The following is a 15,150-nucleotide window of genomic DNA, read 5'->3' on the forward strand; positions in this document are numbered from 1 at the left end:
CGTGGATCTCCCAATTGACCCGACGCAAAACGATGCATCGCCGACGGATCTCGTCCGCGGTCTCTCCTCACAAGCCGCCCGCCGTCGCGTCCTCCAGGCAGCTGACCTCTCTGTCGACGTCGACGACCGGAGCTTTCCCGAAACGCTCGACGAACTCTCACGGATCGAACTCCGTCGGGTGGCCTCACAGCTCCGGTTTGCGGGCGCCCGGACGCTCCACTACTTCCACGTCGATGGACTTCAGCAAGTGTCACCTGACGGTGCGACTGGCCGGGCTGGAGATGTCAGTTCCTCGGGCGCGTATGGCCCCGAGATACAGACGGCGGTCAGAGACCACGACCGCGTCTACGTCGTTTGCGACGTCCCCGATACCGGGACACAGACGCAGCTGACGATCTCCGACGAGGACCGGACGACGACAGTGGCCACGTTCGAGCCACGGACACCAGTCCTTGCGGTACGTGCACCCGATAACGAAACTGCAGACGCGACTCTGCGAGCAGTGGTGGACTTCCTTGGACTGGACGCCGCGAGCCGGCTCTCATTTCTCGACGGCGGCTTTCGCGGCCGATTCGAGGACGCCTGTGTGGTTGGCTACTCGTCGGTTCGACTTCTGACCACGGGGAGTCGTGTTTCCTCATCGGAAATCGAGATCCGACCAGAGGAATCCGGACGTGGGAGTCACACTGATGTCCGGACCGACACGGTCGTGAGTGACTTACTCCAACGGAACGACACGGAACTCGACGAGGCGACTGGGATCGTGGCTATCTCCGGCGATGTCCGACCGCCGTCATCTGGCGAACGTTTTCGTCCGCGAGTCACGATCGGGTTCCCCGATGGTCGCGTGCGCTTCGAGCAGTTCGTTCCCGAGCAGGTGCTGCTAGAACTCGACGATATCGTACGCGATTCACTCTGAATAACCTGGACGATCTACAGAACCACTACTGGGCCGACAGTCAGTGACGAAATCGGACGTGACTGTTGATGGTATAGCTACCTAATCCGCCATACGGAACTCGAGTTCCGAGTGTCCGTACGTGTAGCGCTTGATCCCGTTCTCCTCACAGTGCGTCGCAAGCTCTCCCGGCGATACGTCCTCCTCCTCGAAATCACCCAAGAACGCGACTGTCACGTTTTCATCGCCACGCTCCTCAGAGTCTTCCACCACGACGGCCGTGTTCGGATCGTTATGGCTGGTCTTGATTACCTGATCCCCCGACACATACGGGTTCTCCGCGAACGCGAGATTCTCGTGTTTGTACGTCCAGAGCTTGATGTCCTGGTCGTCACAGTACGACGCGAGGATCGCGGGGTGGTGGTCGCGCCACGCACCGGGCCCCTCGTCGAGCGAACTCGGGAAGGCAACCCGCACGGCTTCCCCGTCCATTTCGTGTCCGAACGCTCCGGTGTTCTGCTCCGGCGGCAATACCTCGACGACGATCCCCACCGACGGCTCCGAGTCACTGGATTTCACCACCCGATCTCCCGGTGAGAACGGATTCTCCGGCTTCTGGTTCATGTGAGCAGTATTGGGTCCGAGGTCGATCAGTTCGTTCATCGGTCGAGCCGCGAGGTGGTCGAGTTTCTCCGGAGAGTCCCCGGAGAACTCTTTCTCCGTTTTGACCTTCGATTTCAGGGTCTCGAGGCGCTCCCAGCCGAGTAACATCAGGCTATCCTCGTTGTCCCGGTGCCAGACCATCACCACGATGTCGTCGTCGGGGTCCCGTTCGACCAGCGACTCGGGAAGAAATGCGGAGACGTCTCGTGAGGATTTCACGTCAACCGTGTAGCCGAAGACCTCGAAGTCGTGTCCGGAGAAGCTCTCGGAGTTACACCGCCGGATCGCCTCCTCGTTTTCCCACTCCCACATCTCGACGGGGAGGTACTCGCGACAGAACTGCTCGAACGCGAGTTCGCCGAGGTTTCCGATCCGCTTGACATCCAAGTCGTCGGCTCCCTGAATGACCGCTTGGTGGTGGGCTCGCTCGTGATCGATTTCGTCCGGGGTGAACCGATACATTAGTTGATTATCAGACACCAGACAGATATATTTTCAGTATTAAATATCAAATCAAAGAAAGAGAGGGCGAAGGAGCGTCGCGATTCCGGCCCCCGACGAGAGCGGCTGATTAATCGTGAAACCTCGAGCTAGACTGGCCTAGCACGACGAAACCGCCAACCACCCAAAGGACTTTACCTCGACTCCGTCACGTGTATTTCACGAACCGCACGAAGGCGACGACCCCCGTCACGCTGCGTGACGAACTCAAACCCGTCACTGGGGGTTCGCCTTATATACACCCGGCCGCCGTCCTGTCAATTTGCCCCGTCAGAAAACGTAACGGGCGCGACGGGCGCGCGTTCACGCTCGGAACGAATCGTCCTTTCGAGCCTGTATTGCCCGAAATCGGGGACTTCAGATCGGGGCTTCACTGCGACTCGCGCCACAAAGAGCGATGAGCCTCGAGCCAATCGACCCGGAAACAGCCGTAGAACTGTACCTCGCCGACCGCGAAGCCGAGGTGGCAAAGGCAACGCTGTACTCGCACAGCTCCCGTCTCGGTCACTTCGTTCGCTGGTGTAGCGAGGAGGACATACACAATCTGAATGCGCTGAGTGGACGGACACTCCACGAGTACCGCCTGTGGCGGCGTCGTGACGGTGACCTCGCACCCGCTACCGAGAAGACCCAGATGGACACGCTCCGCGTCTTCGTGAAATGGCTGGAGAACATCGATGCCGTCGTTGACGACCTCCACACGAAGGTGCGGTCACCCGTACTGCGCGACGGACAGAACGTCCGCGACGTGATGCTCGACTCCGATCGTGCTGAGGAGGTTCTCGGCTACCTCTCGAAGTACGAGTACGCCTCACGGCCTCACGTCGTGCTCACGTTGATGTGGCACACGATGATGCGGACCGGTGCGGTACACTCGCTTGACGTCGACGACTACGATCCGGACGGCCGGTATATCGCTGTCGTCCATCGATCTGAGACCGGAACGACGATCAAGAACGGAACGGATGGAGAGCGACTGATCGCGTTATCGAACGAGGTTTGCCACCTGCTCGATGACTGGATAGCGAACCGCTGGCTCGCTCTTGACGACGAGTTCGGCAGGCGACCACTTGTATCGACATCAAACGGACGCGCACATCGATCGACTCTTCGAGGGGATTGTTACAGATACACGAGGCCCTGCGTTTCCACTGGAAAGTGTCCACACGACCGAGATCCAAATGATTGTGATGCGATGAACTATACTGCTGCATTCAATTGCCCCTCAAGCGTCAGTCCACATGCTCTTCGGCGTGGGGGGATTACTCACCATCTTAGCAGTGATGTTCCGAAAGATGTTGTTAGCGACCGTGCGAACGTTTCACCAACTGTTCTCAACGAACACTACGACCGCCGAAGCCAGCATGAAAAGATGGAGCAACGACGGGGTTATCTTGACAATATCTAAGATACACTCAGTCACCGTCACTCGTGTCGCTAAACTGATCTAGGTGGTCATGGTAACTCGTAAGAAACGATTAGCTGTTAGGCCCTTACTGGGCAGCAATTAATCGTGGCAGTCGGACTGTACAACACATTAGATACTGATGTGTCGCTCAGAACAGTTGTTACGCTTTCAGGCCCAATCTATGGCAATTCGGGTACTATCTTCGGTTTTAATGGGTTTTGGGTGTCAAGAAGGGAATGATCGTAAAAGGCAAAATCAAGGCCGGGCGGCAAGCCGTACTTATGTAGTTGCGCGACGCCCGAGCGTGTAGACAAATATCGCAAAGAGAAGATTACCAATTACGGCAAGGGTAGTTTCTAGCCACTGCCCAACTACACCCTGCGGTGTCACCTGTGTAGATCCGACACCGATGAGCTGTCGGACTGCGTGTTCAGCAAGCTGGATCCAGTATTTCCCTGATTGAATGATTCCTTCAGAGGGGTATCCAATATGAACAGACTGACCCTCAATGTTGACACCACATCCTACCCAAGCAACTGATGTGAACAATATTATTAAACTGGTGAATCTCAAGACTTGTGCGGGGCTTTCTCCATATAGCATGGTTCGTTTAAGCAACTGCTGGCGAACGTACCCAAAGCCCAGTTGTTTCTGACGTGTGGCGTTTTGTCGGATGTTGAATCTTCTTCGCTCTTGCCCTGATGCCGTGCCCGCGTATCCCGCCTCAATCGCGCCATATAATCTCTCAGATTCGTCATATAGCTCGTCAACCTCCTCAGAACAGGTAGAGATTAGACCCGGAAAGATAGTCGCTGCATACCAATACCATCGACTTGTACACCGGAACCAGAGCTTTCGGTCATAGAGTGGCTCAAGCGAAGATTCTGGCGGACTGTCTTGAATACAGTTTGGGACATCCTCCCATTTATTTGATTCGGTGAGAGCGAGTAGTGACCTATCATCTGTATTCTCCCGATCAGTATCTTTGATTTTCCCCGCAGGTTCAGAGTCGACCTCTCCACTAGCTGTTGCTAAGACATACGATGGACCTATGCTAAAGTTGAGGGGATTTACATTGTTAGAAATACAGTTCCACACCCTCTGCCATCCAGCACGGTAGTCTGCTTTATATTCCTGAAGTAACCGGGCTCCAAAGTACACATCGCTGCCGAGTCGAACGGTACTAAAATTCATATCCTCCAAGTTTGCCTCTCGAAAAGTTGTCTTTCGCCCAATAGTAGCATCAATAAATAGCGCTGACTGGAGATCTGCCCGAACAAAACTTGTGTCTGAAATAACACATCCCGAGAACATCGCATCCTTGAGATTTGAGCCCCAATATTTTACATCGGCTATCCTTGCGCCACTGAAATCTGCCTTATCGAGTTTTGCGCCTTGGAATCCGGAGCTTTGAATTGTTGCGTCGGTGAAATCTGCCTCCGAACAGGTTGAGCCTTGAAAACTGCCGTCAAAGATGTCCGTTTGGGTAAAATCCACTTTTTCGCACTGTGACCCCGCAAGCTTTGTTTCGGTTAGTGTAGCATCAGTGAAATCTGATTTTTTTAGTGTAGTTCCCTGGAAAAAAGTGTTATTACAGGACGCATTAATAAACGAAGTATTGTAACACGTAGTTTTGCCTTTTCTAAAGTCGGTCTTTCGAAGAGTTGTTTCGTTGAGAGTACATCCGCGAAACGATGCGCCTCGACAGTCAGCCTCCGAGAGGTTGGCACCAGTGAAGTCAACGTTCTTGAATTTTGTCCGAAGATCTGCCCCTTCAAGTGTAGCATCACAAAAAGCACTATCATAAACATCAATATTAGAGAAGTCAAGGGTGGAGCCGTCAGCTAGTCCTCGCAAATCGATTTCTGCCACCTCATCGCTGTGGTTGGTGAGTTGTTCAACAGCTGCTCGAACCTCATCTTGAGGTTTCTGGCCGTCTGACGAGTTTCCGTGTAACAGACAGTACTCTTCTGTTGAGTTTGCCCAAGTATTCAGTGGACAATCAAAGACATCGTAGGATGCGTTTGGGGGTGCCGCCCAAGTACAGTTGTTTGTGTGTGAGTCCGATGCCACAGTTTCTCCTTAGCATTGTCAGCATCACTAGAAAATCCACCGGACATAATAGCAACGTGCATGTGGATCTGCTCAATAATTTGCTCAAGTTTAACATACATTAGTTCAACAACACTGAACATGAGTTTTGACACGCTCTTCTACATCCCGCAGGTAGGAATGAATGAGCTAGATCTAGACGGCGAAGGCGAGGATGACACGAATGAGGAGGAAGACAGCTATCCAGAATATTCCGAGAACATGATACGAGAATCTTTCGTAACTGTTCAAGATTTCAACAAGTACTTAGACAAATATTTTTTTACACTGACTAACAAGAATCATCCAAAGTATGATTGGACCGGTAGCCCCGGAACAGACCTCCATATGCTTGCAGGGGTTACCGATCTCTCACGTGATGATCTGATTGAGGGACTCGCAGACAGTACAGAACTTAATTGGGATGAAGAGGTCGAATATGGGCCAGGAGTAACACTTCTTATAGATGATAAGTCGACTGGAACTGGTGCCTACCTAGCTCACAACGCGTATGAACCGAAGCAAACAGAAATAGAACAAGCAGAGCAGATCGAATTTGATGATGAAGAGGCAGTATTTGGCAAACAGAATGGTGTATTTATTTTATACTCTAATTTACCGAAAAAATCATATATTGATGATCCACTTCTAACGCGTCTCCGGAAAGTAGAACGAACCAGTCAGCTCCATGTCTCTTCGCGACACCTAGTAGATGTTATTGATGAGTACGTGAACAATATGGAATCACAACTCGGTGAACCACCCAAGTGCTCTGAAATTATTTTCAAACGCCCGAGAGGTTCGTCAGTGGACAGCAAGGTTGGAATGTCAACAAAAAGAACAATTAATTATTACGGCGACGATGCTGCTACGGTTGTTGACCATTTGACAGAACACCTTGGTGTCCACGTGGATTCAGTTGACTTCGAATTGAAATCACTCAAGTTTAAAATAAATAGGGATGCTGTTATCAAACTCAAGAGCGGCTGGAGAAACGAAAATGGTGAGAACGGCGGACCGATAAGCCGTCTACTTAATAATATTCTTACAAAAATTGTTGAAGAGACGGTTGGGATGAAGAATGCCTATGCGAACGCAGAAAGTGATACTAGAAGTATTCTTGGTGGGGAAGTGTCAGTATCGCAACCGGCTGTGGTTCGATTTGATTCGCCAATAGAAGTTACAGACATCGAGGCGGTGTTCGACCAGTTAGCAGCTAATGGTATCGTGCCAGTAGACCGCTATACTGAGTCAGAACCACTCTATTATGCAACGAGTATGTATCATCGCCGTTATCAGGAATACTTCGATATTCGCGGAGACTGTGACTCATTAAGATTGTTTCCTCGAGATAACGAACGAAATATCGAATCATTATTCCGCCTTTTCGATACTCTACAGACACGTATTGAGCCGAATGTGGAAGTAACAAGTCACGACATGAATCTCTCGGAGGAGAGCCTATGAATGAACTCCAAGGGTATGCAGCAGATGTTCGAGAGGTTGAGAAGAAGTTTCAAGCGGAGTTGGAAAATGATACCGACAGAAGTTTTGAGGATCTATTAGATGCGCCACCGGATGGGGACGTAGAGAGGCTAGTAAAGGCCGCACTAAATGCGAAGGAGCCAGAAGGCGAGTTTGCTCACTCTGTTGCCCGTGAGGCGTACAAACAACAAGCAATCCAGTACGAACGAAGAAATCGAGTACGAGAGCTTGTCGTGTCGTTGATCACAAAAGGGGGAGCCCTTGTTAGCGACACTCACTGGGAACTCATCGATCAGTTAGCGCTGGACGAGTATATTGAGCCTCCAGCGGATCTATTCCTGTGGGAAAGTAGAGACGGGCAGACTTTGACGATTCTCACGCTGATGGAGATACAAGAGCCCACACAGGTGTATGAGCGATTAGCAGACTTGCTCCCCGTGATTCGAGATAATAAGGCAGAAATTAGTGGCAAACTTGGCGAGCATCGGGGCGACGATACCCCGCTAGATATTGATGAGGATGGTATTGAAGGAGCAATTCTAATTGCTCGTCAACCTAACAATTCAAATAAAGATCTCAGAAAAGAGATCCCTAAGGACCTCGCTACAGCTCAAAAAGACAAGCCGATCTCAATATGGGATTTTGACGCGACCGCTGACGAGGAGCTAACGATCCTCTCAGAGGTCAGCGTTGAGAGTATTGAGGGCTGGAACTGGCATGTGCCAGAGAATACGTTGGGCGAGTTACTTAAAAACGGCAAGCAGTTTAGCCACCTGTCTCAGGCGTCAATGACACACTTTCCAGATTCACACCACGAGCAGGTGTTTCGAAAGCTTCCGACGTACCTACACAGGCGTAATCAGACACAAAGGCAGGATGAAGATGGCAACTTTATCAAGGAGCGAACTCGGCAAAAATGGGTTTTTTCAAAGGCAGAATTTGTTGAGTACTTTGTCCCAGAGAATAGTACAATGAACCACGCAGACGTTGAACACAGAATTGATCCGTTGTTGACATGGTGGACGGACATCGGAGTTATTAGTGAGAAAACGAGCGGGTACGAGCCATATTACAAGAGTGGAGATGATGACAAGGATGAAGACAGCAACGACGATCATACCGGTGACGAAATATACACATTCAAACATCTGAATACAGCAAGTAAAGACCCAGATGGATTCTGGAACGAAGCTGTAGAGCCTTATCGAGATGCGGTAGTGACGAGGGTACTCAAATCACACATCAAATGGAACTATATATCAGATGAGAAATGTAGCGGTATGGATATATCACCAGTTATTAAAAATCCACTTATACATGTTGATCAAGAGAAAATTAGCGAAGCGATGACTGATCTCAGTACAACTATAAGTTAGCTTGAGATTGTCCTAGGCTTACTTTCGATAGATAGTATAATCGAGAAGGCTGCTAACAGTGAAGTGTATGAAATAACACATTCTTGATTTCTGTGTTTAGTGTCATCAGTAGCTGCTTTCGGAACCTCACGTTCAAAGAGAATTAGAAGTAAACCCATGAACTTACTTATTTCTGATATGTTCGATCTAGTTAACTAAATTCGATAATGCTAGTGAGAAGAGAACCTAGTTGAGATAAAATATTTTATATTATCGGATCTGAGACCCACCCCCAAGCAGTTATATCCCGTGTGTGGTGACCGACTAGCTAAGACGAGATATGCAGGACACCGTCCGAAGTAGGACTACAGAGACGATTGTCGATGCTTGTGATCGAGAGAACCCTGTTCTAGTTGAAGCCCCTCCGGCGAGCGGAAAAACGTACAATTCAGTCCGGCTCGCCGCAGAAGACGGAAAAAAGATACTCTACCTGACCGCCCGTCAAGACCTCTACACTCAAGCAATTGAGGAAGCAGAAAAAGTCAGCGGGATCAATGCGATGGTGATCCCCAGTCCATACCGAGATTGCCCTACATTTGCCGACGAGAACGACGGGGAAACAGAAAAAGCACGAAAGCTCTATCAGAAGGGCCTCAGCGGAGAAGAGATTCATTACAAGCCTTGGAACACAGTCAATACACCATGTCAAGGTCGGTCGTCAACCTGCCCGTATCTCACAAAGCGGGACAAGATTAAGAAGAACGCCGACGAGATTGACCTACTCATCGGGAATCATCAACATGCACACGTTCCCCGGTATCTACAGGGCCGAACAGTAGTGTTCGATGAATTCAACATCGACCCTTTTCTAACCCGATTCCCTCAGAGAACGAAGTCGGGAGAACGACGGAATATTCCGCACGAAATTATTGGATCCTTTCTTCAGGCCGTTGACGACATACCACTGTCTGATCTCACAGATCTCATCGAAGCACGAGTTGAGAGAAGTGACTCTTGGAAGACGACTATAGAGTGGTTCAAACAGAACGGCGCAACAAAGAGTACCTCAATAGAGCAGGTCGCGATTACCCCCCACCCATATAACAATTCTCACCAATTCGCCGCACTACTCAGTTGTGCTCTGTTGGTTATGGAAAAGGTCGGAGCAGGTATCGAACTGGCTCATGACGCAGAGATATGGGAAGCTTGTGGTGTAGACTCCCACGTACGCTGCGTGCGGGATCGCAACTCAGGCGAAATGCTCGTTCTCACGCCACCGGATCTAAGCCACGCAGATCAAGTTATCGCGCTTGACGCGCTTCCGGTTAAACGACTCTGGGAAGCCGTTCTCGGCTGTGACTTCACACTATCACGGGTAATTGGGCGCGAAGAACTCGATCAATATCTTACCGAGGGGTTGGGATTCAACATTATACAGCTGGCCGAGGGCATGAATCACTATTCCTCGGGAAAAACGTCTAGTCGAGATCGGGAACGAATGCTCACAGTTCGTTCTTTGGAGGGGCAGCGTTTCCCGATCATATCACGAAAAAGAGCACTTGACAGCTACGCCTCTGAGTCATGGCTGAAACAGTGCGTAATTCAGGTAGATAACGAAGAGACAGAGACGGATCTAGAGGGTTATTTCGCCCGGAACTATGCGAAGGTATTGAGCTCGAACCTGTTCAAAAACGAGTCCGTTGGGTTCGTATCCGGCTCACCGTTTCCAGGTGATGATGTCGTCAAGCAGTGGGCCGCATTGTGCGGGGAGGTAACAGAGCCAGAACGCGATGGTACTGGCAACTCCGGTTCGTTGAATGGGTTCTCTGGGTTCGGTGAAGAAGTTTATCGACATCTCACACATAATCAAGTATTCCAAGCGATCCTTCGTTTCGGGCGGACCGAGGGGGCCCGGGAACAATCCACATCAGTCTATGTGAATACACAAGCAATCCCGGATTGGATCTCAACTTCTCAAATAACTATCTACGATTCGAATAGCAGTGGAAAGCTGATTCATGTTTTAGAAGAACTGCTTCGAGCGAGATACGATGGAGGAATCAGCTGGCAGACACAGAGGACGCTACGAGATAGAATAAATAAAAATCCAGAAAGAGGAGGCGTTAGTGACGAGACAGTCAGGAAAGTAGTCTCAGACGAGAGCTTTTCAGACGCGGTCGAGGCTCGGGAAGATGCCGGGAAAGGAGGCGCAGATCTTTACCGATGGTCTGACCAGTGTGTTTTGTCGCCATACTACGATCGCGGTAAGCGAGCGAACCACATGTTCAGGACCGGATCTAGAGTCTACTTGATACATGTGCCAGAGATAATCGACTTGCCGAATTCAGCGTCACACGTTGAGAGTGTCTAGCGTTAGATAGCCCGTTGAACTCGTCTACAGATGATACTCTAACCGAAGTGCGATTAATTCAGTTATTCACCTATAGTCTTTAAATACTGACCTCTCTACAGCATGTCAGGAACCTTGTGCGGAGTAGAGAGGATATACTCATTACGGCGATTGCGTTATATTCTCTATCTGAATCCTAGGCAAACCGAGAGAACGTACCCAGTTATTGAGCAGAACTAATGTGAATGACCAGAGGGAGCACATAGTCATTTCTTGCGCAAAGTGAGGTGTAATCAGTTCCATAACCCGAACGATTACCAGTATTCTCGCTCTATGTAATAACATGACACGGGTGGATTCAGAAGGGCGAGTCACTCTCCCACAAGAAGTACGAGAGCGTCTTAATATCGAACCGGGTACAGAAGTTGAAATCCTTGAAGAAGACGGAAAGGTGGTTATTGAGCCTGTAAACAGCCCAGACAAAATTCTCGAACGAATGGAACAGATCATTAGTGAATCATCTCTGAACAGAGAGCAGACGGAATCACCTCTTGGAGAATCCGATCCAGCCGCTCACAAGCACAAAAATAGCGTTCAGCGGCAGGCAGAGAACAGCGGTGATGAGTGACACTGGCGGCTCGTACTTATTTGCCGGAGTAGAACACCCGATGAACAATATACAATTTAACTTGAATGATCCAACGCCTCACTCCCTAGTTACCACTATGCGAGGCCTGCGTTCAGTATCACGCTGACATTAGAAAATATTGGCTCTGTCGAAATCCTCTGGAAGTGATATGCTCTGATCGGCTGTGGGCAGTACAGGGAACTGACGTACCGCTTAGTCGGTTGAAATATTCAGTATCTGTCAAGAACGCTTTGTGAGATACAGAGGATGAGTTCAGTACGACAGTCTCGTTTGTTTACCCTAAAACCGGTAAACAGCCCGATCAATAGACCTGTGAGTTGCTCAGTTAGGGGTTCAAGTTGGTCTGTTGACAAGTCGATGATGGTATAACCGAGGTAGAAGCTCGTTTCGCGGATGAGCGTTTGAATCAATAGTTCTTCGGGTGTGTTGATTTCCAAAACGTGGAGGTGCCACATGTCACTCTCGAAGTATCGCTTTGCTTAGAAAGACTAAAACGAGAACCGAGTAAACCAATTTAGGAATGAACGCACCGTTGTGGAGAATTGATGAGGAAGACGTTCGAACTCAAGCACGTAATCGAGTCGATGAACTCGTTGGAAATCACTCAAATGGATATTATGTTTATGTCTTGGAGTGTAGTCCAGAGATTCATCTTCGACGGGAGATTGAAGATTATGATGGAAAGGCCATCGTAGACGCAGTCCGCAATGGCGAAGATGCGTGGCTGGACTATCCTGCAAAGGTTGAGCCACCAATGGGGGAGCGTGAATCGAATTTCCCAAGGTGGATCGACCAAGCGGTAGAAGCTGACGAAGTCTACTATGTTGGACAGACCACGAAACCAGTTGAACGGATTGTAGAACATGCTATAGCGGGCGATGAGTCTGCATATGCTACACGACTGTTTCCGCCAGCATCGATTGTCCACATAGAGCAAGTTGAGAGCAGGGAGAACGCCTATGCAATGGAAGACCTCATATCGCAGTTCATTACATTCGGCTGCGAGATTGTGAGCGAACACCGGATGGGGTATGGAGAGGTCCCCGACAAGATTCACGATCGGCTTCTGGAATTTGCTAATCCCGATGGGCCTACCCTCGAAATCGCAAATGGGCGAAATTTACGAGCATTCCACTCGGCACCAAATAATCATCGTACTGCCGAACTGATATATTACCTAACGGAGTCACCATTTGGTTCGACGCATTTTGATATGGCAGAGGAGTATGATGCCTTTCCCCTCAAGAGATCAGTTGTCATTCATTGGTACCTAAGCTCTCTCGAACGTATTCCGGGTAAGGCCTCGTTCAAGTATCAAGAGGAGATTCTCAGAAACCACGTGGAACGTTTCGAATCTTGGATAGAGGCGTCAGATACATATCCTGATCGTGGGGATGATTTGGGCGGCGAGTGGGAGGCGGAAGATGGAATCGAGTCTACGGAGGAAGGAGAGCGGTATTATCGGGAACTACACGAACTAATGAAAGAACGTCTTGTTGGACCCTTTTTGACCGACTTCCGACAGAAGACACGAGAGCTCCATCCATCACCACTCCGGTTTGCCTATTCAGATAAAAGGCCTAACAAAGGACTGAAAAATCTATATTCAGGGAGCTCAACCCCTGGAGAGCCTTCTGACGAGCTCACATCTGAAGAAAAATCTCGATTACAGGACATCATCGAGTTCGCTCCATCCACCGATGACGAACTTCAAGAAAGATGGGGACTTGAGGAGACTGGTGACGTTTATCACTATTTGGAAGATCATCTCTCCAGTCAGTACTACCGCGACTCGGATCACCAGATTCATCCCACAAGTAAGGCGGAAGAATTCCTCTGATTTATTGGATTCAGCTCGTGAACGGTATGTATAGTAGTATCCGTGTACTGACCTAATCTGACGACTCCGATTCTCGGTGTGCGACGTGCTGCGTTCGCGCTCTGTATTCAGCACGCGGCCTAAAACATATCACCGTTTGAGGATTTCAACAGAGCCAGAATATTCTAGACTGTAAGATATGTGGTTGTCAGTTATTTCTACTTGTATATAATTACTATCTATATAGAATTAATACTCAGTAGCCTCATATCAACCAATTATCCATGCTATATGCTATCTCATCTGAGATAGCCAAGTCTAGCCTTAATTAACCGCAGCTACCACAGTAACTACAAAACACTCAAAGCTTCAGTAGGTTTGTACTGCTCAACATAGAATGTTAAAAAATAACGTATAAGAGTATTTTTAGAACCCAATTAGATTGGTGGTTAAATTTGATTTAAGTTTGAGTTGACTCAAAAAATTCGATCCTTCGGACTGGCAATAGAGATGCTAACTTAATGGTAACAAACCATCCGCAGAGTGTTTTTAACTCCCAGTTTGGGTGGAGGAGATTGAGTAAGAAGAAAACATGGCCATTCTGGATATGCCTCAGTGTAGAGTTTGTAAACTTCGAGTGAGGTAGAAGGTATAAAAATAGAAAGAAACCAGAGAAACGTCTCTCGTACAGAGCGCCACCGAAATGGTGAAAAGCAGAGTAATTGGACAAATGAATACTAACGACAAAGAACTAGACGAATTGCTAGAAGAATACATTCTGCGAGAGCAGCGAACCACATTGGATCCCATGATGATCGACGAAGGGATCCAGCGGTATCTGAAGATCCGTTCTGGGAGTCTTCGCCCAACGACAATCGAAGAATATGAGAATGAACTGCTACGCTTTCAGCTCCGACTTGAGCAGAACGGAATTCAAGATCTGAACGACGTGCGAAACCGCGACCTAGACGACTACTTCACTTGGCGCAGGGAAGACTCGTACGACACACGACTGAGCACAAACACGATGCGTGACGTGCGGTACATCGTTCGCGATTTCATTAGGTACGCTGCGACGATTGACGCTGTCAACTACGAAATCCCGGACAAGATCTCGATCCCGAAACTGACTGATGGGGAAGGTGTTCGCGACGTAGAAATCGATACAAAGCGCTTGCGACTGATCCTTGATCAACTGGAAAAGCGAGCGTACGCGAGTAGGGAGCACGTCGTGTGGGCGCTTCTCGCCGAAACGGGACGTCGACTCGGGTGTATCCACTCTCTCGACTATGATGATGTTCACCTCGACGCAGAGCATCCGTTCTTGGAGTTCCGTCACGATCCGCCTGAGACCAGCTTAAAAAACGGTATAAATGGCGAGATGAAGGTCAATATCCCCGAGTCACTCTGTACCGTTTTGGACACGTACCTTACGTACAATTGGAAGGAGTGTACGACTGAGAACGGTCGCTCTCCGCTCTTATCCACGTCGTACGGAAGACTAGGCAAAAGCACGATGCGAAAGTACGTGTACAAATGGAGCCGTCCGTGTTTCCTCGGACAAGACGACCCGAGTGAGCACGAGTCCGAGGGCTGTGGCCCGACAGCATCGCCTGACAAATACTCAAAGTGCCCAGGTTCGCATTCACCTCACGACATTCGTCACACCTACCTCACGGAGTGCCTGCGAGATGGGATCCCCGCCGAGGCGTTGAGTGAGCGCTGTGACGTGACGAGAGCGATTCTCGAAAAGCACTACGACGAACGAACCCCTGAAGAAAAGCGAGACCTTCGCCGCCGGATTCTTGAGGAAGTCGGGGCGAACCGCGGAGCGTTCAGTCAAGCCGACGCCTGACCCAGCCAGTTCTCCACTGAACTAATCTCAAATTATGAGCGACAGCCACCACCAAACGACGAGCGCACAGTCTACG

The 15,150-nt window shown here is 49.5% G+C and carries 10 protein-coding genes; 8 read left to right on the forward strand and 2 right to left on the reverse strand.

Annotated elements, in window-relative coordinates; genetic code table 11:
- Position 1 precedes the first annotated feature (1 nt).
- A complete protein-coding gene (locus ACT4MF_RS11900) occupies positions 2-919 on the forward strand; it encodes a hypothetical protein (protein WP_099254386.1) in 918 nt (305 codons plus the stop codon).
- An 81-nt stretch (positions 920-1,000) separates the two neighbouring features.
- Here the strand turns inward: ACT4MF_RS11900 and ACT4MF_RS11905 are convergent, their stop codons facing one another.
- Entirely contained in the window at positions 1,001-2,023 is a 1,023-nt protein-coding gene (locus ACT4MF_RS11905) for a DUF7961 domain-containing protein (protein WP_444682756.1), read from the reverse strand.
- A gap of 436 nt (positions 2,024-2,459) precedes the next feature.
- Here ACT4MF_RS11905 and ACT4MF_RS11910 point away from each other — a divergent pair, with 436 nt between their 5' ends.
- Positions 2,460-3,470: a tyrosine-type recombinase/integrase gene (locus tag ACT4MF_RS11910; RefSeq protein WP_444682757.1), complete on the forward strand. Its 1,011-nt coding sequence runs from the start codon at positions 2,460-2,462 to the stop codon at positions 3,468-3,470.
- A gap of 279 nt (positions 3,471-3,749) precedes the next feature.
- Here ACT4MF_RS11910 and ACT4MF_RS11915 read toward each other — a convergent pair whose 3' ends face one another.
- Entirely contained in the window at positions 3,750-5,543 is a 1,794-nt protein-coding gene (locus ACT4MF_RS11915; RefSeq protein WP_444682758.1) for a pentapeptide repeat-containing protein, read from the reverse strand.
- Between the two features lie 120 nt (positions 5,544-5,663).
- Between ACT4MF_RS11915 and ACT4MF_RS11920 the strand changes: the two genes are divergently transcribed.
- The 6 genes from ACT4MF_RS11920 to ACT4MF_RS11945 all read left to right on the forward strand — a co-directional run bounded on the left by ACT4MF_RS11920 (position 5,664) and on the right by ACT4MF_RS11945 (position 15,074).
- Entirely contained in the window at positions 5,664-7,028 is a 1,365-nt protein-coding gene (locus ACT4MF_RS11920; RefSeq protein WP_444682759.1) for a hypothetical protein, read from the forward strand.
- Positions 7,025-8,422, forward strand: a complete 1,398-nt coding sequence (locus ACT4MF_RS11925) for a hypothetical protein (RefSeq protein WP_444682760.1) — start codon at positions 7,025-7,027, stop codon at positions 8,420-8,422. The genes ACT4MF_RS11920 and ACT4MF_RS11925 overlap by 4 nt, the downstream gene beginning before the upstream one ends.
- A gap of 319 nt (positions 8,423-8,741) precedes the next feature.
- On the forward strand, positions 8,742-10,772 hold the full coding sequence (locus tag ACT4MF_RS11930) for an ATP-dependent DNA helicase (RefSeq protein ID WP_444682761.1): 2,031 nt from the start codon (positions 8,742-8,744) through the stop codon (positions 10,770-10,772).
- A 322-nt stretch (positions 10,773-11,094) separates the two neighbouring features.
- The gene (locus tag ACT4MF_RS11935; RefSeq protein ID WP_444682762.1) at positions 11,095-11,379 is read left to right on the forward strand and encodes an AbrB/MazE/SpoVT family DNA-binding domain-containing protein; all 285 of its coding nucleotides are present in this window, start codon (positions 11,095-11,097) and stop codon (positions 11,377-11,379) included.
- A 541-nt stretch (positions 11,380-11,920) separates the two neighbouring features.
- On the forward strand, positions 11,921-13,240 hold the full coding sequence (locus ACT4MF_RS11940; protein WP_444682763.1) for a DUF5797 family protein: 1,320 nt from the start codon (positions 11,921-11,923) through the stop codon (positions 13,238-13,240).
- Between the two features lie 787 nt (positions 13,241-14,027).
- Positions 14,028-15,074, forward strand: coding sequence for a tyrosine-type recombinase/integrase (locus ACT4MF_RS11945; RefSeq protein ID WP_444682764.1), 1,047 nt, complete (start codon positions 14,028-14,030; stop codon positions 15,072-15,074).
- Positions 15,075-15,150 lie beyond the last annotated feature (76 nt).

Origin of the sequence: Halorubrum sp. FL23, from assembly GCF_052439115.2 — an archaeon.
Lineage (GTDB): Archaea > Halobacteriota > Halobacteria > Halobacteriales > Haloferacaceae > Halorubrum > Halorubrum persicum.